The organism is Pseudomonas sp. CCNWLW23 (assembly GCF_037095675.1).
Taxonomy (GTDB): Bacteria; Pseudomonadota; Gammaproteobacteria; order Pseudomonadales; family Pseudomonadaceae; genus Aquipseudomonas; species Aquipseudomonas atacamensis.
In genome coordinates this window covers 50,757-66,615 of the sequence record NZ_JBAWKM010000008.1, presented here as the reverse complement: position 1 = coordinate 66,615, position 15,859 = coordinate 50,757, and the positions used below count along the sequence as shown (strand labels likewise).

23 protein-coding genes are annotated in these 15,859 nt (G+C 58.6%); 2 read left to right on the top strand and 21 right to left on the bottom strand.

Annotation, left to right across the window (positions count from 1 at the left end; all coding sequences use genetic code 11):
- Positions 1-3: 3 nt before the first annotated feature.
- The 19 genes from V8J63_RS12510 to V8J63_RS12420 form a co-directional block, all read right to left on the bottom strand.
- Positions 4-705 (bottom strand): phage minor tail protein L, encoded by a 702-nt coding sequence (locus V8J63_RS12510; protein WP_336464147.1) that lies wholly within the window; start codon positions 703-705, stop codon positions 4-6.
- Positions 706-759: 54 nt separating this feature from the next.
- Complete coding sequence (locus tag V8J63_RS12505) at positions 760-1,104, bottom strand: phage tail protein (RefSeq protein ID WP_336464146.1); 345 nt, start codon at positions 1,102-1,104, stop codon at positions 760-762.
- On the bottom strand, positions 1,104-4,502 hold the full coding sequence (locus tag V8J63_RS12500) for a tape measure protein (protein WP_336464145.1): 3,399 nt from the start codon (positions 4,500-4,502) through the stop codon (positions 1,104-1,106). Before V8J63_RS12500 ends, V8J63_RS12505 begins: the two co-directional genes overlap by 1 nt.
- A 53-nt stretch (positions 4,503-4,555) precedes the next feature.
- Positions 4,556-5,389, bottom strand: coding sequence for a hypothetical protein (locus tag V8J63_RS12495; RefSeq protein WP_336464144.1), 834 nt, complete (start codon positions 5,387-5,389; stop codon positions 4,556-4,558).
- Positions 5,390-5,455: 66 nt separating this feature from the next.
- Positions 5,456-5,611, bottom strand: a complete 156-nt coding sequence (locus tag V8J63_RS12490; RefSeq protein WP_336464143.1) for a hypothetical protein — start codon at positions 5,609-5,611, stop codon at positions 5,456-5,458.
- A 92-nt stretch (positions 5,612-5,703) separates the two neighbouring features.
- Positions 5,704-6,033 carry a hypothetical protein gene (locus V8J63_RS12485; RefSeq protein WP_258450319.1) on the bottom strand — a complete coding sequence of 110 codons (330 nt, stop codon included), beginning with the start codon at positions 6,031-6,033 and terminating at the stop codon, positions 5,704-5,706.
- A 39-nt stretch (positions 6,034-6,072) separates the two neighbouring features.
- Complete coding sequence (locus tag V8J63_RS12480) at positions 6,073-6,573, bottom strand: phage tail protein (RefSeq protein ID WP_258450320.1); 501 nt, start codon at positions 6,571-6,573, stop codon at positions 6,073-6,075.
- 54 nt (positions 6,574-6,627) lie between these two features.
- Positions 6,628-7,014, bottom strand: coding sequence for a DUF3168 domain-containing protein (locus tag V8J63_RS12475; RefSeq protein WP_252885332.1), 387 nt, complete (start codon positions 7,012-7,014; stop codon positions 6,628-6,630).
- Positions 7,007-7,585, bottom strand: a complete 579-nt coding sequence (locus V8J63_RS12470) for an HK97-gp10 family putative phage morphogenesis protein (protein WP_336464142.1) — start codon at positions 7,583-7,585, stop codon at positions 7,007-7,009. The genes V8J63_RS12475 and V8J63_RS12470 overlap by 8 nt, the downstream gene beginning before the upstream one ends.
- Positions 7,586-7,588: 3 nt before the next feature.
- The gene (locus V8J63_RS12465; RefSeq protein WP_336464141.1) at positions 7,589-7,756 is read right to left on the bottom strand and encodes a hypothetical protein; all 168 of its coding nucleotides are present in this window, start codon (positions 7,754-7,756) and stop codon (positions 7,589-7,591) included.
- Positions 7,757-7,766: 10 nt separating this feature from the next.
- A complete protein-coding gene (locus V8J63_RS12460; RefSeq protein ID WP_336464178.1) occupies positions 7,767-8,099 on the bottom strand; it encodes a phage head closure protein in 333 nt (110 codons plus the stop codon).
- The gene (locus V8J63_RS12455; RefSeq protein WP_336464140.1) at positions 8,099-8,398 is read right to left on the bottom strand and encodes a head-tail connector protein; all 300 of its coding nucleotides are present in this window, start codon (positions 8,396-8,398) and stop codon (positions 8,099-8,101) included. The genes V8J63_RS12460 and V8J63_RS12455 overlap by 1 nt, the downstream gene beginning before the upstream one ends.
- Positions 8,399-8,617, bottom strand: coding sequence for a DUF7302 family protein (locus tag V8J63_RS12450; protein ID WP_336464139.1), 219 nt, complete (start codon positions 8,615-8,617; stop codon positions 8,399-8,401). It lies immediately after the preceding gene.
- A 55-nt stretch (positions 8,618-8,672) separates the two neighbouring features.
- A complete protein-coding gene (locus tag V8J63_RS12445; protein WP_336464138.1) occupies positions 8,673-9,878 on the bottom strand; it encodes a phage major capsid protein in 1,206 nt (401 codons plus the stop codon).
- Positions 9,875-10,516, bottom strand: coding sequence for an HK97 family phage prohead protease (locus V8J63_RS12440; protein ID WP_336464137.1), 642 nt, complete (start codon positions 10,514-10,516; stop codon positions 9,875-9,877). The genes V8J63_RS12445 and V8J63_RS12440 overlap by 4 nt, the downstream gene beginning before the upstream one ends.
- The gene (locus V8J63_RS12435) at positions 10,503-11,711 is read right to left on the bottom strand and encodes a phage portal protein (protein ID WP_336464136.1); all 1,209 of its coding nucleotides are present in this window, start codon (positions 11,709-11,711) and stop codon (positions 10,503-10,505) included. Before V8J63_RS12435 ends, V8J63_RS12440 begins: the two co-directional genes overlap by 14 nt.
- A 7-nt stretch (positions 11,712-11,718) precedes the next feature.
- The gene (locus V8J63_RS12430; protein ID WP_336464135.1) at positions 11,719-13,260 is read right to left on the bottom strand and encodes a terminase large subunit; all 1,542 of its coding nucleotides are present in this window, start codon (positions 13,258-13,260) and stop codon (positions 11,719-11,721) included.
- Positions 13,260-13,736, bottom strand: coding sequence for a TerS protein (locus tag V8J63_RS12425; RefSeq protein WP_127648860.1), 477 nt, complete (start codon positions 13,734-13,736; stop codon positions 13,260-13,262). Before V8J63_RS12425 ends, V8J63_RS12430 begins: the two co-directional genes overlap by 1 nt.
- Positions 13,737-13,893: 157 nt before the next feature.
- Positions 13,894-14,115, bottom strand: a complete 222-nt coding sequence (locus V8J63_RS12420) for an HNH endonuclease (protein ID WP_336464177.1) — start codon at positions 14,113-14,115, stop codon at positions 13,894-13,896.
- Between the two features lie 190 nt (positions 14,116-14,305).
- Here V8J63_RS12420 and V8J63_RS12415 point away from each other — a divergent pair, with 190 nt between their 5' ends.
- Positions 14,306-14,494 carry a hypothetical protein gene (locus tag V8J63_RS12415; protein WP_258452009.1) on the top strand — a complete coding sequence of 63 codons (189 nt, stop codon included), beginning with the start codon at positions 14,306-14,308 and terminating at the stop codon, positions 14,492-14,494.
- A gap of 73 nt (positions 14,495-14,567) precedes the next feature.
- Here V8J63_RS12415 and V8J63_RS12410 read toward each other — a convergent pair whose 3' ends face one another.
- The gene (locus V8J63_RS12410; protein ID WP_252885320.1) at positions 14,568-14,906 is read right to left on the bottom strand and encodes a hypothetical protein; all 339 of its coding nucleotides are present in this window, start codon (positions 14,904-14,906) and stop codon (positions 14,568-14,570) included.
- On the bottom strand, positions 14,906-15,277 hold the full coding sequence (locus V8J63_RS12405) for a hypothetical protein (protein ID WP_042559985.1): 372 nt from the start codon (positions 15,275-15,277) through the stop codon (positions 14,906-14,908). The genes V8J63_RS12410 and V8J63_RS12405 overlap by 1 nt, the downstream gene beginning before the upstream one ends.
- A gap of 117 nt (positions 15,278-15,394) precedes the next feature.
- On the opposite strand from V8J63_RS12405, the gene V8J63_RS12400 reads away from it, so the two are divergent.
- Entirely contained in the window at positions 15,395-15,667 is a 273-nt protein-coding gene (locus V8J63_RS12400) for a hypothetical protein (protein ID WP_336464134.1), read from the top strand.
- The last annotated feature ends 192 nt before the right edge of the window (positions 15,668-15,859 follow it).

The window sequence follows — 15,859 nt, the reverse complement described above, 5'->3', positions numbered from 1 at the left end:
TGGTTACCTCGAACTTGCGATAAGGCTTGCCCCCATGGAGCCGCCGAAGCGACGCGTGTTGCCACGCAGCTTGCAGCTACTCCACCAACCACCGCACTGGTCGAGCGCGGGGTTGTCGGTGGGTTCGTTTTTCTTCGTGAACATCGCGGCACCGGTGTAGGCGCAGGCCTCGCCACGGTAACCACCACGGCACGCCCACCGGCAAAGCTTGGTGATCTGCTGGGACGGCAACATCTGCCCTTCCATGTCGGTAGGACTGGACATCGAGAACGTCAGCGAGTCGAGCGTCTCCTCGGTCTTCTGCTCGATGTACCAGATGTTTTTCCGGCTCTGATTGCTTGCCGTGGGGTTTCCGTCGGGGAAGTTGGCCGCGTCCAGGTAATGGCGGAAGGTCTCGATAACCGTGAACTTCGCGCCGGCAAGGTCGCGGAACTGCAAGCACAGCGCAGTGATCGCGCCGCGCACGCCGCCAAGCTCGTTGGCAATTTGCAACGTCGGCGCCGCGGGCCGCCCGTCCCCACGGATGTCGAATCCTTTCGCTGTGATCTGCAGCGGCGAGTAGAGCTGCCCCTGCCAGACAATGTCGCCTTCCTGTGCATGGCCGTGGAACCGCCAGAGGTTCGCGCCCAAGCGTGTAGCGTCGAGTTCGAACAGCCGGATCTGGTTGCCCGGCTCGAGCTTTTGAATATCGGCGTTGTAATTCATGGGACTCCAGAAACAACAAACCCCGCACGGGGCGGGGTCAGTCATTGCTCTCAGTCAGGGGGTGTAGACCTGCTTGAAGGCAAAAGTGAGGGTAAATAGGCCGGGGCTAACAGCGCGGGGCTTGTATCCGTTGCACCGGTACCGCCCACGGACGCCACCAGGTGGCGTCCAAAGGAACGACTTGTAGCCTTCATGCCGATCGAGGAAAGCCCAGATCAGCGGCAGCTCCTCCCCCTGCTCCATCGAGCCGGTGTGCGTGAGATTCCAAACCTGACTTTTCGTGTTGATGCCGATGCCGCCGGCCTGCACGTAACCGTCACCAAACTCGTTTTCCCAGGTTCGCTGGGAGACGTCGCCATCGGCGCCCACTTCAACATCGTAGATAAATTCCTCGGCCATCAGCTCCGCCTCCAGAGGCGCCCGCCTTGGCGCATCTCCCGATCAAGGAATTGCCCCATTTGTGATTCCAGCGCAGCAGCGACTGAGTCGCCCTGCATTTGCGCGTCCTGGTTGCTCATCCCTGGCTGGCCCTGAACAGTCACGTTCGCATTGAAGATGATCGGCGCCGGCGCCGACGCGGGCGAACCACTACCCGCGCTCGAACCGGATTGCCCGACCAAAGCAGCTTTCCCGTTGCTCAGCGCTTCAAGCGTCCCTACGCCAATACGTGCCGTCGCGTCGGCATTGAACACGTATTCGCCGCGGTGCACCGGACCGGCGATCTCATCTCGCCGACCGTCGCCGGTGTAGCCGCCCTCCATGAAGCCAGCGCCAGCCATGGCGGTCATGCCAACGGCGGACGCGAGCGGTCCAGTAACGCTCAGGGCTGTGGCCATCGCTGCCGGAGCAGCGGCCGGGCCGATGATCGGGATTGCGGCTGTCGCGGCGTAAGCATTCAGACCTGCCTGCAACGACATGGCCGCAGCGTTCGCGCCAAGCGTGCCAGCGGCACTTGCTTGCGTGGTTTTACCGACCAGCATTTGCACGCCCTGGTAGATCAGCCACTGCGCCGCCATGTCACCCAGCGCCTTCAGCATCGACTTCGCGAAGTTGCCGACCATATCCCCCAGCGCATCGCCGGCATCCTCGGCGCCGCTCGCCACATCGGCGAAGAAGGTGCCAAGCTCACTGGTGCCAGTGTTCAGCGCGGTCGAGGTCACATCAGCAGCTATCTGCGAATAGTCCCTGGCGGCGTCCGCGTAGTTCGCCCAAGCCTCGTTGACGCCATTCATCCAATTGGCTTGCTGCTCATCGGTAGCCGCATAGAAGGCTTCCTGAGCGAGCAGCCGTTTGTCCAGCTCATCCTGCAGCACCTGCGTTTCTTTGGCGTACAGTTCCGGCAATAGCTGCCCGGTGTTGCGTTGCTCATTGAGCGCAGCCACGTCGGCTGCGTATTTCTGGCGCATGGCCAGGTCCGCGCGCATCCGATCGCGCGCCTTGTCGCCCATGCCGACGCCGGCCAGTTCCTGGTCGAAACCGTCCCCTGTCGTTTGAGTGGTCAGCGCTTGCGCGTTCTTGAACGCCGTCAGCTTCAGGTCGTCTTCGTTGGCCTTCTTCAGCTTGTTCAGCGCGTCGAGCTCGGCGGCCATTCCCATCAGCCGTTTTTTTTGCGCCTCGCTGAGCTTCCCCAGCTTTCCTTCCTGGAGTTCGAACGCAAGCTTCTGAGCCTCGGTGGCGTCCTTCTGCTTATCACCGGTGGTGTTGATCAGGTCGATCTGGCGCTTGTAGCCTTCTTCGGCAGACTCGAACGATTTGAGCTGTTGCTTGGCGGCAGAGGTACCCTCGGTAGCGTTCTTCCGCGCGGCTTTGGCGGCGGCATCATCGGATGCTTTCTGGGCGTCCTTCGCCGCTGCCGCTGAGCGGATGGCAACGACCATTTCCTTTGTGAGCAGATTGTTCTCGGCGATATACCGATTTGCCGCTTCCAAGCTGGTCTTGTCCTGAGCCGATGCAAGTTGCTTAAGCAACTGGTCCAGATACTTTTGCCCGGCTTCGTTTGCGCCAGCCCGGGCCGCAGCATTTTCACGCTCCGCCCGGGTATTGGCGTCCGTCTCGCCGGTGAGCTGCGCAATTACCTCACTCAGGCGCTGAACTGTCTTCGCCTTTTCCGTTGCCGCGCCGCCGCTATCTGTCAGAGCGTCGGCCATCTCAACAGTAATGCCAGGAATCACGCGCAACTGATCCGCGACAGCCTTCCAGTCAACAATCTGGCCTGCCGCCTGGTCAGCTGAAGCCTTTTTGATTATCTCCATGGCCGACTGAAACTCAGCCGGCAAAGGCGCGATGCCAGCCATGAAGCCGGACGCGCCAGCAAGACCTGCGTTTGTCAGATTGCTCTGAAACTCAAATGCGATCGAACCAGACGCGTCGGCCAGTTCCTTCTTGGCATCCTCTAACTCAGACTTAAGCCCTCGAAGGGCGGTCGATTGTGAGGCACGGTCCAGCTCGTTGAATTTCTCTATGAGCTTGTCAATCGGGCTAGATAGATCTCCGAGCTTCTTTTCGAGAAAGCTGGTGTTGTCGCGCAACGTGAGAAACGCGGCGGCAGCACCAATCGCCAGCGATGCAATACCGAGGGGTCCGCCGAGGACACCCATAATTACACCCGTGGTACGGCTCAAGCCCGCTTGCGCGGCCGCGACAGCGGATGTAGCGCGAGCTTCAACCAATCGCGCTTCCGCGAGCTGTATCGACATTTGCGTTTGCACTGCCGTGCCGCGCGCAGCAACTGCCTCTTTCTGAGCCAAAAATACGGATGTCTGTGCTTTTTGTTGCTCGGCCTGCGCAGCAAGTAACACGGATGCGGCTTGGGCTTTTCTCGCAGCTGCGTCTTTGAAAGCGGAGTAAACAGCAACGGCTGCAGAATCTGCAGCACTCACCCCGTAGCGAGTGAGGGCCGCAATCGCCGAGATGATAGCGACGTCTGCGAGGGTTTCGAAGTTGTCACCGAGCGCGCTTATCCCGCTGGCGAGAGTTCCGGCAAAATCAGTCGTTTCATTGAGGCGGCCGATGTACACGGTGAAAGCGTTCGAAAGATTTTGCACAGCATCGCGAACCGCCACGCTCATGCTGTCAGCAAGAATCCCGTTGGCCACGGAAGACTTTTGCAATCCCTCGGTCAGGATATCGAGGCTCAACTTGCCCTGCGCGCCGAGACTGCGGATTTCTTCTGCTGTCTTTCCGGTGGACTTGGCAATGGTATCAACCACGCTCGGCATGGCCGCAAGTATCGCCTGCCAGCCATCAGCTTCAACTTTGCCAGTCTGAAGTGCCTTGGAATACGCATCGATTGCTGAGCTGGCTTTGTCTGCCGTGGCGGAGTTGGTCACCAGCAAGAAGCTGAAACTGTCCATCACATCCAGCGCCTGGCTGGTGTTCATCCCCATCGAGCGCAGGCTGTCAGAGGTTCGGATGTACAACTCCTGCGCTTCAGCAAGGGGGCGATACGTACGCTTCGCCGTCTCCAAAAGCCGGCCTTGCACTAGGTCGTATTCGCTAACGCTAGAAGTAGCCATTCCGATGCGATCGGACATCTGACCGTAGGAGTCAGCAGCCTCGATTATCTTACCGATAGATGCTGCGCCAATGGCGCCAGCAAGCGCGCTCTTGATTAGCCCAGCAGCATCTTGGGCGCGGTCGCCAGCACGATCGAAAGCCCCGTCGATGCGACCCAGACTTTTGTCGATCTTGCCCGAAGCCTGAGCAACGCTGGAGTCTGCGCGCGCCATTTCCTGACGCAGCTGGGCTGTAGTCGCCTCGATGCGGACGAGCATCCCGTGTACGTCGCTATCGGCCATGCTTTTCTCCAGGCATAAAAAAACCCACCGAAGTGGGCTTAGAAAAATGTTGTTTAAATCACTTCAATACCCAACTTAGCCTCGTCGCTATAAACTCGGCCAGTTTTGATATTCACTACTTTCACCCAATACACTTTCGCAGAAAAGAAATAGTTATTTATCACAGACTCAAACGGATCCGATATTTTTGGCTGCTGATAATTTTTTGTAACCTGCAAATAACTTGGTGTTGCTTTGACTGTAAATACTATACGGATGTTTTCGCGTTCGGACTCCATCTCCGCACCGGTAATATTCAGCCTAGATCTAACGTGGAAAAACAGCGTATTTAGCGGAGGCTTTGGTACAGGACTAAACACAAGATAGTACCTGTTAATCGTCCTCTTCGTTATAAGTGCCGATGCACCGTAAGAATTTTGCCCCGAATACTGACCTCCGTTGTAAATATCCTCACCAGCAATGAACGCTGGGTAGACGGTTTTTAAGGCTGTCACTGCATCGAGGTTGCTTTTAAAACCGAAGCCCTGAGCATTGTGCATCGAGGCGTCTAACGTGAATTCACCAGAAGCCGCATTGAACTTTATCTGGGCAGGTGACACCTTCGAAGCTATTGAGAAATCGCCAAGCTTAGACATCCGCCCATAAAACGCTGAGTCTGTTTCGTATTCTCCCCTTGCGCCGCCCAATTTTTCTACCTCGCGCAAAAGCTCTTCGCCAGAACTGAAGAGTTGCGCCTTCACCTCTTTACCTGCAGGATCTAAATTCAAACTAACTTCCTGTGATCCAACTTTCCCAGAAGACGTCGGCACACGTTGAGTTTGACTCGACTGCGGGACAGAACATCCGGCAATCAGCGCGAAGACAGCGAGATAAAGACAGCCACGCATAAACGATACTCCCTGTAGAAAAGGGGAATTTATCATTACTGAATGCTCGGGTGCAGACTTTGAACATTATCTATCCAGCCGCCCCGTCAGAGCCTGTCGCAACTTCGCCGCAACGGTCGATGGCTTCGGCTTCTCTTTCTTTCCACCGGGCTTGCCGCCGAAGGGGTTGGTCATTTGCGTCCACTCGAGTTTGGCGTCCATGGCCAGGAACAGCTCCGGCATGGGCGTGCGCCAGGCCAGATCCGGCGACCAGCCGAGCCAGCCAGTGGCTACTGCATACAGCCGGTCGACGTAGCTGCCATCCTCGACAGCACTTACGCCGCCGCCGGCTTCGTCTTTCCCGGAGCGGTACCGCGCGGGTTGTACAGCGCCACCAGGTAAGCGTTGAGCTGCACAGATACTTCCAGAACGCCGGCCTGCCAGACCTGTTCGGCGACAGCCTCAGCGTCCTTGCCCTTCAAGCCAGCGCCGCCGGCGATGATCACCGCGCAGCCGTCAACACTCAGCGCGTTGATTGCTTGGGACGCGCCGCGCAGTCCGCCGAAGTGCGCCTCGATCGCGCGAACGGCCTCGAGCGTGGGTTTCAGTGTGTAGGTCTCACCATCCAGCTCGACTTCAACGGTACCGTAGAGGGTTTTGCTCATGCGTCAGATCCTTGGGAAGCGGGGCCGAAGCCCCTCAGATTACGGCGCAACGGCGGCCGGAAGGATTTCGAGGATGTCGGAGTTGATGCCGATCGTGACGTTGCGGCGAACCACGTTGTCAGCGGCGCCAGCGGCGACGGTGTTATTCATGACTTTGCCGCGCATGTAGAAGGTGGTCGGCAACACCGCTGGCGTTGCATCGGGGTCGCCATCGTTCAGGGTGATCTTGATGTTGTAATCGCCCTTGCTGCGGTCCTTGTGTGCCACCTTCAGCGCAGCCTGGCCGGCGTCGCCATTGTCGAGACCTACGGTCAGGGTCATGTCGCCGGCGTCCGCGGTGCCCTTGTATTTGCGCACCCGGCCGTCGCGCAGCGAGGTGAAGGTCACCGAACTGAAGGTGTCGCCGAACTCGCCGAGGTCTTCGATCTCGCCCACTTCGACGTAGGTGTCAGCTTTGTAATCCGTTTCGGTCGTGGCGCCGGACTTGGTGCCCAGCGAGAATCGGCAGCCGGCGGCTGTGTTGAGGTTGTCATCGGCCATGGGTAATCCTCCAAAGGCACATTGGATAAAGCCGCGGTGCGGCCGGTGTTGGGTTTAATGGGTGGTGATGACGCGGACCGTGATCGACCCCTGGTACGTAACGCCGTCGGCGTCACGCTGCGCATCTGCTTGCTCAACCCTGACCGATACTGCCCGGCCAACCGCCAGAGGCAGGCGGCGCTCGTCCAGTGCTGAAACGACCTCGCCGATGATCCGTTTGACTTCGGCTTGGCCGTGCGCGTCCGACCAGACCGAGAGGTAGATCAGACGTTGCTCGCGCTTGCGGCCGGCGATCGGAGAGGTGTTGGTCGAGATCTCGCGGTCGATCGAGACATACGGCATGTCGGTGTCCATCGGCGCACCGTCGTAGACCGGGCACGAAACTTCAGCTTCAAGCCTGGCGAATACCGCTTCCTGCAGAGCAACAGACGGATCACTCATTGCCCGCTCCCATGCTGGCTTTGCGCAGCGTCCTGGATACCGCGGCGCGTATGTTGGCCAACACGAATTCGCGGTTCACGTCCTTGGCGGGTCGCAACCATGGGTGTGCCGGCCGGGCTGGAATGTCCGGATACTTGCCGTAGAAAGTGGAGCCGTCGGACTTGTTCTTCGTGTCGCGGGCGCGCAATGCGTTGCGTCGGCCGGACAGCTTGGACTTGTCGCGGTTGTTGGTGTGCTCACCGCCCACGGCGTTACTGTCTGCTCGACGGTATAGCGTGCCGCTGTACCCCTTCGTCCCGTACTCCAAGAAGCGCAGGTAGAAGAAGCGCTGCGTGTCACGCTTGCCCCGGATGCCGATCTCGGCGTTCAGGCCGCTCTTGGAGACGAACACCCTCAACGCAGAGGCAGCGGCGCCGGTGTCCTTCGGGATGAGTTGCCTCATCGTAGCCAGGATCTGGTCGGCACCTCCACGCATCACGCCGACCAACTCGTTATCCATCGTGGCGTGGATGTTGCGCAAAGTTTTGCGCAACTTGAAATCGCCGGACATGCGCGACCGTCGGGCGGCCATGGTTTACTCCTTGGCCTTGGCCGGTTTATCTGCCGGAGCAGCTTCGGCCACTGGCTTCACCAGCCCGCGCTGAACGAGGTCGGCGCCAAGCTTGGCGTCGACCACGAACTCTTCGCCTTTTTCCCGATCGCCAGTGGCGCCCGACAAGGCACCCAGTGCAATGACTTTCATAAATTCACCCTCAAGGGTTGGGGACGTTTGAGCAGAGCAGCCTGAGCATGCTGTGATCGTTGTCGATCAGCGCGGCGCCGATCAGGTAGGTGGTGGTGATTCCTTTCGCCGTGTGCACGATGCGATTTCCTGCGACGGCATCGGCCCTTGGCCGGACGCGGATCTCGGCGGTAACAACGACCTTCAGCTGCTCAGCCACCGGCGCAATGCGCCCAGTCGGCATGGTGATCTCACACCAGAGCTTGCCGACCTCAACCCAACTGGTATCGAATCCGCCGGATTTGTTTTTGGTCAGCACTGGCTTGAGCATGGTGCACCGGTGACGCATTGGGCCTGCTCTCATCAAAAACGCTTCCTTGGCCAGAGAAGTCGGTCAACGGCCAGCGGAACAGCCGATGAGATAGTGCCGATCACCACCGCCTCGCGGTTGGCGTACCAGTGACCAACGAGCAGCAGTACCGCCTGCTCGACGTCCGGGGTGAAAGCCATTTGCTCAGGCCCGGTCGGCGCCGATTCGACGAGCTCGCGATCACAGTGAATCGCCACGTGCGCCTTTGCGGCCTCGAGGTAACCGGTGATGAGCGAATCCTCGTCGTCGCCGTCTATTCGCAAGTGGAGCTTCAAGCGTGCCAGATCGATCATTTACTTGTTCTCTTTCGGAGCCGTTGCCTTCGATTTCTTGGGCGCGGAAGTCTTGGTTTTACCATCACCGTCGACTTCCTCCGCCAGCCCTTTGCCAATCAGGGTATGGCCGTATTCATCATCGACTTCGTCGAACACCTGGCCAGCCCTCACCGAACTCGAGTCGGCACCCAGCAACGTCGCGTTACCGGCGAATCCCCACAATGCTTTGATTTTCATGTTGCCTCTTGAAACGAAAAGGCCGGCAAAGGCCGGCCATCGAACGCTGCGGGGTTTAGGCCGCGACGGTGAAGCGGCCTTTGACCAAACCTTCACGACGGCGCACGCCCAGGCCGAGGCGTTCTTCAACCAGAAGCGCGCGTTCGTTCTTGATGAACTGATCGTTGATCAGGCCCATCTTGAACAGGAACGACATGCGATCGAACAGCACCGACGAGCGAGCGAAGTTCGCCACCAGGAACTCGCCACCAGTGTCGGCATCACCCTCATCGACACTGTCAGAGGTAACTACCGGGCGCCCCCAGAGAACCGGTGTGACCAGACCCTGCAGGTTTGCGAACAGGTAGCGGTTCTCGCCATCCTTCTGCAGCTCAATGTTCATCCAATCGAGCTCGGTCATCACAATGCCGTCTGCGGACAGCATCGATTGCTTGCGAACCTGGTAGATCGCGCGGCGTACCAGATCGATGGCGGTATCGCCAGCTTTGGTCAGCTCCGCGTTGTACACGGTGGCCTGGGTCATCAGGCCGTTCAGGTTCTCACCGGTGCCGTCGCCCTTCAGGATCTGACGCTCTTCCTCGAGCTTGAGGTCGTAGCGCAGAAGCTCCTGCAGGTAGGCCATCAGCTGGGGAACATCGTCCAGCGCCTCATCGGTCACGGGCATCCAGACGGCGATCTTTTTGACCCGGTCGGTCTGGGTCGTGAAGGTCACATTGCTGGTTGGCTTCAGGCCACCTTCCGCCACTGGTGCGGCGCCGCGGGTGTGCAGGTTTTCTTTGAAGTAGGTGTAGTTCTGGCCGGACACCGGAACGGTGGTCAACAGATCGCGGATGCGCAGCTCCTGGCGGATACCAGGCTGAATGACCGGGTCATAGTTCGGCGCAACGATGCCGGCGCTGGTGACCTTCATTTCCTTCATGCTGGCCATGTCGGACTTGGTCACTTCGATATCGGCCAGGGAAACGCTCTTCGCCTGCAACGATTTATAGGCATCGTCGTTTTTGACCAGGTCGATGAAGCTCTTGGCCTCGCCTGGCTGGCTGCGCAGCTTGATGCCCTTCTCTTCCAGCTTCTGGACCTGTTCGATGACGCGCTCGATCTCGCCCTTCTGCTTTTCGATCTGAGACTTCATCTCGGTGGTGACGGTGTTGCCTTTCTGCATTTCGTCTGCAACCGCGTCGTACTTCTTTTGCAGGCCACTGAAACCTTCCTTCAGTTGGGTTTCGAGCGTGGCTTTTACTTCTTGGATTGGATCGGTCATGGCGACACCTTAAAAAATTGGTCAAAAGTGCTGGAGAGTGTTTTCAGCTCTTCCACGATCGCCGTGGCCTCGCTGCCGCCGTCACGGCGTAGCGCGGGATAGCCGAGTGAGGCGACTGCTGCCGCCTCTTTCTGAGAAAGCCCCATGCGTTCGCGCAGGGCGTTCTCGAAAAGTCGAATGTCAGATTTAACGGTCAGGACCTGAGCCGCCGGATTCATGCCGAACGGAACGAAGGACGCCTCCCAAAGCTCGGCCTCCTTGATGATTCGGACGCGGCGGCCGGCTCGCTCTTCGAAATCCGCTTTGATGGTGTTGAAGCCGATCGACATGCTGTCGAGGATCTCGGCCTTCATCAGTTCATAAGCGTCTCGGGCGTAGCTCACCGCCAAGTTCACGCGCCCCTTTAACAGCAGCCCGTGATCGTCCTGCGTGTAATCAGCGGAACCGACAAGTCGAGTAAGGTCGTGGTAGAGAGCGAGCTTCAGCTTGCCGCCGCGGGTGGTTTTAACCCGGGTGAAGGCGCCAGGCAGAATGACGTCGTCGCCGAGGTCGACGTTGTTGAACACGGCGGCGTAGCCTTCGAAGTTTCCGGCGTCGTCAACCGCCTTGAGTTCAAACGGGACTTCAAGCTTTGACATTGGTCTGCATCTCCCACCGGGTGACCCGGTCGTATTCTTCGCCAGCCAGCGGAGGAAGGTTTTCTTTGCGGCGAACCTCGTTGATGGTCATCCAACCAGAGCCGCCGGATCCGCCAAGGGCGCCTTTGTAATAAGTGGCCCGGCCGGCGCTATCCGCGCGCAGCAGCCCCTCGACGACGAACTCGACGAACAAGGCAGTTCCTGCAAATAGCTTGTCGTTGACCTCGTCTTCGATAGCCTTGATGTAGGGGCTCAAGCCGAACGTGATGAATCCGCTGGTTTGTTGCTCGAGATTCGAACCCATGATTGAGGTCTTCCCAGCGCGGTTGGCCAGGTACAGCGGAACGCCCCAGATGCCGGCGAGCGCTTCTTCCTGGAACTGCTGGGATTCGATGAACTGACTGTCCTTCTGGGTCATACCAGCAGGGACGATGGTCGGCCCGCCTTCGAGCAGCCCCATCTTCCCGATGTCCTCGACGTCTCCGTCGCGGATCTTCGGAAACTTGTTCAGCACCTGGTCGCGCTGCTCGGACGTGAGGAAGTTTTCGTAAATGACGTAGCCGCCGGTGAAGCCGCCCTTGCGCATGAAGCGAGCCGACCAGTCCTGCGCCGCCTTGGCCAGGCCCATGGCTTCCTTGTGAAATTCAACCGGTGAAAGCCCGCAGATGCCGTCAGCGCTGAACAACTTGAAATGCAGCATGTTCTCGGGCGAGACGGGGAAGCGCTTCCCGTTGAGGGTCACCCAGTACAGGAGATCGTCCTCGGTATCGATTTCGACCGCATCGGCACCGACCGGCACCAGGCCGATGAATTCCCCGTTGTCCGCTCGCTCGATAAGGGCGTACCCGTTGCCACGCAAGGCCATGTTCACTACGGCTGCTTTGATGAAGTTCAACATCGTCATGTACGGGTTTGGCTTGGCCAAAATCCGTAACGCTCGCTTGTTGTCCTTCACGAGAATCCGCCCGGCAGGCTGATCCTCGAACAACTTCAATGGCAACCCTGAAACCGTCTCACTGAGGATCTTGATGCAGGACCAGACAATGGGAATTGCCATGGCTTTCTTGGGGGTAATGACGGCGCCGGAGCGCGTCTGTCCGCCGATGTCTGTCTGAACCTCAACATATTCGCCCGTCTTGGGATCGTTGAAGCCAAAGAAACTCCAGCTCATTGGGTTGTACCAGCGAGACGCCATATTGAACCTATAGAAGTCCGGAAAATCCGTTTTGGAGGTAATCGTCGATGCTGCCCTTGCTCTCTTGGGGAGCGCCCAGGGTGGCGCCGAACGCCATCGCGAGCGCTGACATTCCGTCGATGCGACCGGTAGCTTTGTCCTTTGCGAACTTGCGGCCACCGGCCGGATCTTTCTGAATCACCGCGTTGGCCGCGCACATAGTCAGCACTGGGTGCATGCCGTGCCGGACCCGGCCGTTCAGCAGCTCGGACTCGAGCGCGTCAATTGCCGGGGCCATATCCTTGAAGCCTTGGCCGTACTCGACCAGCGGCAACGACACTCCCTGCGCCTCAGCGTCCCGTTTGAAAAGGTCAATGCGGTACCGGTCGAAAGCGAGCGACACCAGGTCGCCGCCGAGCTCACCAAGGATTCGCGCGATGTCTGCAGCAACAAACGCGTAATCGACAGTGGCGCCCGGCGTGGTGATCAGCAATCCCTCGCGAGCCCAGACCTCGTACGCCGCCCGGTCGCGTTTCGCGCGATCCGCCAAACCAACTTCCGGGGTCCAGAAAAACGGCCACGCACACCAATCCCCGTCGCGCTTCCCGATCAGGACAAGCGCGGTAAGGTCGGTCCTGAACGACAGGTCCAAGCCACCGTAGAGATCAAGGCCGTCCGGCGAGTCCGGGTCGCCTCCGCATGACTCCCACACCCCTTTGGAAACGAAAACCGAAACCGTCGACACTCGCTGATTCAGGCAGAGGTTGCGGAAAGTGTTCTCGGACGCCGGCATACGGTTCGCCCTGTCGGCCTGTTTCTGCAAATCTTCCAGGGAGCGGAACGTCCCCAATGCCGGGTTGGCCGCGCGCCACGCTTCCCTGTCGGTGAGCTTGCAGTCCTTCGGCGCCTGATAAACGTGACTGACAATGTGCGGGTCTTGTGAGCGCTCGGCGTCGTCGAGCCAGATACTGAACAGGTCACTGTCTTGCGCGGCCTGCGTACTGATTGCGATCAGCAGTGGCGAATCGTGAGCACCTTGAGCGGTTGTTATCGCGTCGATGAAATCGCTCTGAGGACCTCGAACCTGGCCTACCTCATCAAGGATCGCCAGCACTGGCGACAGCCCGTGCGCTGTCTTGCCCTCCGCCGCAAGCGCACGGAACTCGACATTGAGCGGAAGCCCGATCAATTGCTTGCTGCTCGGGACGATGTGGATGATTTCTTTCAGATCCGGATTCAACTGGATCATCTTCACGGCAAGCTTGAACACGACCCCAGCTTGATCTCGACTCATTGCGCCGGAGACGATCTGCGTATTGAGCACTGCCTCGGGGCCAACCAAATGGGCCAAAAGAATCCCGGCGATCAGGCCGGTCTTTCCGTTCTTTCGGGCAATGCTCAAATACGCCGTGCTGGTGCCGGCCGGGTTGTCGTAGATGGCCAGAATGAAATCCTTTTGGAAGTCATCCAGCACCAGCGGCTGCCCAACGTGCTTGCCTTCCGGGACACGACAGTATTTCTCGATGAACGCGATGACTTTTTCACCGCGCGTTCTGCGCCGGGCGGCCATCAGTGCATCGCTCTCGGGATCAGATCGTCGTCGTCCTGATTGGCCAGCACCTTCTCTGCTGCTCGTTGCTTGGTCGCTTTCTTGCCTTGGTCGCGCGATTCGCCTTGGGTCGCTTGGGCATGAACTTGCAGTGTCCGGCTCAATGCGACAGCGCGACGGCTCAAAGTCTCCAGAAGGTTGTGCTTGGGATTGATCACCTGAGTACCGCGATCATTGGTCAGAACATCACCTTCGATGTCGATCTCTTTCTGCAGGCGCTCGATGTCAGACAGACATCTGGCAAGGTTGCCGGCTAGGACCAGGTCGGAATCGGTCCAGCTCTCTCGCGTGCGTGCGCGCACAATGGAATCCCAAAACGGCTTGTCGGCCTTGCGGATGTTGACGAAACTGGGTGGCTTCAGCGGCCCGGCGGCTGCGGCCTGCATAGCAGCAACCGCCGATGTCGCGCTATCGGAGCGGGTGCGCTTGGCTGTCATAGGTTTTCTCAATCGTGCCGCGTTGTGTTTTGGCGGCGTTTTCCGGGTTAGAGATGAAGAAGAGGGTCGAGGGCGGTCCTATGTGGCGAAAAACCTCATATTTTGACCTCCCCCTAGGGGCACTGACGTGCTTCATCCGATCCCGTCATGGATTCGCTCAATCGCGGTTCCAGTGATGATTCGGATCGACTGGGATGCCTGCCACGTCGTGCCCTGGCAGGATGCCGGTCTTCTCCTGCCTCTGCTTGGCGCTGTCGTGACAGGGCTTGCACAGGCTCTGGAGATTCGACGCGTCAAAGAACAGATTCTCGTCGCCCTTGTGAGGCATGACGTGGTCGACGGTGTTGGCCGCCTCGACAACGTCCATTGCCCGGCACATGCGACAGGTTGGCTCTGCCTGCAACTGATGCCAGCGCAATCGATACCAGCGCTTCGTCTTGTACAGATGGTGCCAAGGGGATGCGTTCGCCAAAGTAGCCTCATGCGTCTCGATCAACTCGAGCGGCCCGTCGTCCTCACGCTCTACTTGGTCTATGGTGTCTGTCTATTCATGCAGTAGGACGCGGCAGATGGCCGGTGAAGTCGATGCACATCAAGTAGTGCAAGCAGCCCGTGAATGGGCGGGAAGATCCGACCGCGATCCGGTAATGGTCGCCGCCGATGTCCTATCGGTAATCAACAAGCTGCATCGTAGGTACAACGAAAAGGCTTACAGGCGCGAACTAACAAAGCTCTACCGGATGTACTGTGATTCATGACTGCCGCGGATCTGCCTAACCACATTCCTACGTGTCGCGACACAATTTGCACCCTCGCGAAACGTGTCGCGACCTATGGAGTTTGCCGCTCGACGGCTTCGTTGACCTTCTCCGCTGCCTTGCTTGCCGTGTCGGCTGCTTGGACTGCTGAGTTCGAGGCTTCCTGCACTTTCACCGCTGCATCCTGCGTCTTCTCGGCCAGGCTGTTGAGGCGAACGTCACGCTTGCCCAGCGCTGCGTCGTAAGCGCGGCGCACTTCGGCGAGCTGCTTGGTCTGTTCGCTACTGGCTGACCACACGCCAGCCTGGTAACCGAGGATCAGGCCGCCGGCGAGCAGCAACGCGGCGATCACCCAGATTTCTGCGCGGCGCCACCAGCGGCGAGCAATGAATTCCATAGCGCATCTGTCCATCAGTTGATGCCTCCCAGCTTGGTACGCAGGCGGGCGATCTCTTCGCTCTGCGAGGTAACCGTTGCGGTGAGCTGTGCGACTTGGCTGGTAAGGGCTTCGATCTTCCCCTCCATCCGACCTACTGCTGCAGCAAGCTCGTTGCGCTCTTTCGCGAACTGGTCAGCACGGGCTTCAGCTTCCTTTCGCGCAACACGCTCGGAGTCCAACAGCTCATTCAGCCGGCGAAGCGTGAAGATGTCGGCGTTATCCATGGCCCGATCTGCAGCATCCTTCGAGAGGAATTTGCGCAGCCAGAGGAATCCTCCGAAGAGGGTTAAGCCCGTACCGCCCAGCCAGGTAGCTGTGCCTGGGCCGAGGTCAGTGGGATCCATCATTGCTCCCGTATGTGTGCTCTCGGTCTGGAGAACTTGACTAAAAAAACTGCAAAAGGGCGGTGAGCGGCTACGTGCTATCGTTTCGATTCCACTCAAAACACACAGGACAAATCCATGGATCGTAAAAATGACCCAATTTCACCTTTTGAAGCGGGAATAATGGCAGCGCTTGAGGTCGCCGGGATGGCGATTCAAAAAATCACGGGGAGCCAAAACGAAGGATTCAGGGGTGCTCTTGACGTTCGTTTAGGCGCTCCGCCTGAAATTTATAAAGACGATCCAGAAGCATTAAAGCTGTGGCGCCTCGGTTTGGATCGACTTAAGGCAGGAGCTGAATTGACTGCGAAAGGCCCTTCTGCAACTCAGGATCAGAAAACTGCGCAGTAAATTCATCAATCACGACAGGCCGAGACTCAAGAGATAATTTGATTTCGGCCTGGCTGATGTAGGTCACGCCACCGGAAATAAAGAAAGGCGCCGGATGTTCCGGCTCTGGCGTTTCTAGCTTGCCCAGGGTGATTGGATATAGCGCTCCATACAGCTCGATTCGGCCGCAACTCATCCGCCAGCCTGATACAC

Excerpts from the sequence above, each read along its gene's own strand:
- V8J63_RS12510 (WP_336464147.1), bottom strand. The coding sequence starts at position 705 with ATGAATTACAACGCCGATATTCAAAAGCTCGAGCCGGGCAACCAGATC.
- V8J63_RS12505 (WP_336464146.1), bottom strand. The coding sequence starts at position 1,104 with ATGGCCGAGGAATTTATCTACGATGTTGAAGTGGGCGCCGATGGCGAC.
- V8J63_RS12500 (WP_336464145.1), bottom strand. The coding sequence starts at position 4,502 with ATGGCCGATAGCGACGTACACGGGATGCTCGTCCGCATCGAGGCGACT.
- V8J63_RS12495 (WP_336464144.1), bottom strand. The coding sequence starts at position 5,389 with ATGCGTGGCTGTCTTTATCTCGCTGTCTTCGCGCTGATTGCCGGATGT.
- V8J63_RS12490 (WP_336464143.1), bottom strand. The coding sequence starts at position 5,611 with ATGCCGGAGCTGTTCCTGGCCATGGACGCCAAACTCGAGTGGACGCAA.
- V8J63_RS12485 (WP_258450319.1), bottom strand. The coding sequence starts at position 6,033 with ATGAGCAAAACCCTCTACGGTACCGTTGAAGTCGAGCTGGATGGTGAG.
- V8J63_RS12480 (WP_258450320.1), bottom strand. The coding sequence starts at position 6,573 with ATGGCCGATGACAACCTCAACACAGCCGCCGGCTGCCGATTCTCGCTG.
- V8J63_RS12475 (WP_252885332.1), bottom strand. The coding sequence starts at position 7,014 with ATGAGTGATCCGTCTGTTGCTCTGCAGGAAGCGGTATTCGCCAGGCTT.
- V8J63_RS12470 (WP_336464142.1), bottom strand. The coding sequence starts at position 7,585 with ATGGCCGCCCGACGGTCGCGCATGTCCGGCGATTTCAAGTTGCGCAAA.
- V8J63_RS12465 (WP_336464141.1), bottom strand. The coding sequence starts at position 7,756 with ATGAAAGTCATTGCACTGGGTGCCTTGTCGGGCGCCACTGGCGATCGG.
- V8J63_RS12460 (WP_336464178.1), bottom strand. The coding sequence starts at position 8,099 with ATGAGAGCAGGCCCAATGCGTCACCGGTGCACCATGCTCAAGCCAGTG.
- V8J63_RS12455 (WP_336464140.1), bottom strand. The coding sequence starts at position 8,398 with ATGATCGATCTGGCACGCTTGAAGCTCCACTTGCGAATAGACGGCGAC.
- V8J63_RS12450 (WP_336464139.1), bottom strand. The coding sequence starts at position 8,617 with ATGAAAATCAAAGCATTGTGGGGATTCGCCGGTAACGCGACGTTGCTG.
- V8J63_RS12445 (WP_336464138.1), bottom strand. The coding sequence starts at position 9,878 with ATGACCGATCCAATCCAAGAAGTAAAAGCCACGCTCGAAACCCAACTG.
- V8J63_RS12440 (WP_336464137.1), bottom strand. The coding sequence starts at position 10,516 with ATGTCAAAGCTTGAAGTCCCGTTTGAACTCAAGGCGGTTGACGACGCC.
- V8J63_RS12435 (WP_336464136.1), bottom strand. The coding sequence starts at position 11,711 with ATGGCGTCTCGCTGGTACAACCCAATGAGCTGGAGTTTCTTTGGCTTC.
- V8J63_RS12430 (WP_336464135.1), bottom strand. The coding sequence starts at position 13,260 with ATGGCCGCCCGGCGCAGAACGCGCGGTGAAAAAGTCATCGCGTTCATC.
- V8J63_RS12425 (WP_127648860.1), bottom strand. The coding sequence starts at position 13,736 with ATGACAGCCAAGCGCACCCGCTCCGATAGCGCGACATCGGCGGTTGCT.
- V8J63_RS12420 (WP_336464177.1), bottom strand. The coding sequence starts at position 14,115 with ATGTGCCGGGCAATGGACGTTGTCGAGGCGGCCAACACCGTCGACCAC.
- V8J63_RS12415 (WP_258452009.1), top strand. The coding sequence starts at position 14,306 with ATGGCCGGTGAAGTCGATGCACATCAAGTAGTGCAAGCAGCCCGTGAA.
- V8J63_RS12410 (WP_252885320.1), bottom strand. The coding sequence starts at position 14,906 with ATGGACAGATGCGCTATGGAATTCATTGCTCGCCGCTGGTGGCGCCGC.
- V8J63_RS12405 (WP_042559985.1), bottom strand. The coding sequence starts at position 15,277 with ATGGATCCCACTGACCTCGGCCCAGGCACAGCTACCTGGCTGGGCGGT.
- V8J63_RS12400 (WP_336464134.1), top strand. The coding sequence starts at position 15,395 with ATGGATCGTAAAAATGACCCAATTTCACCTTTTGAAGCGGGAATAATG.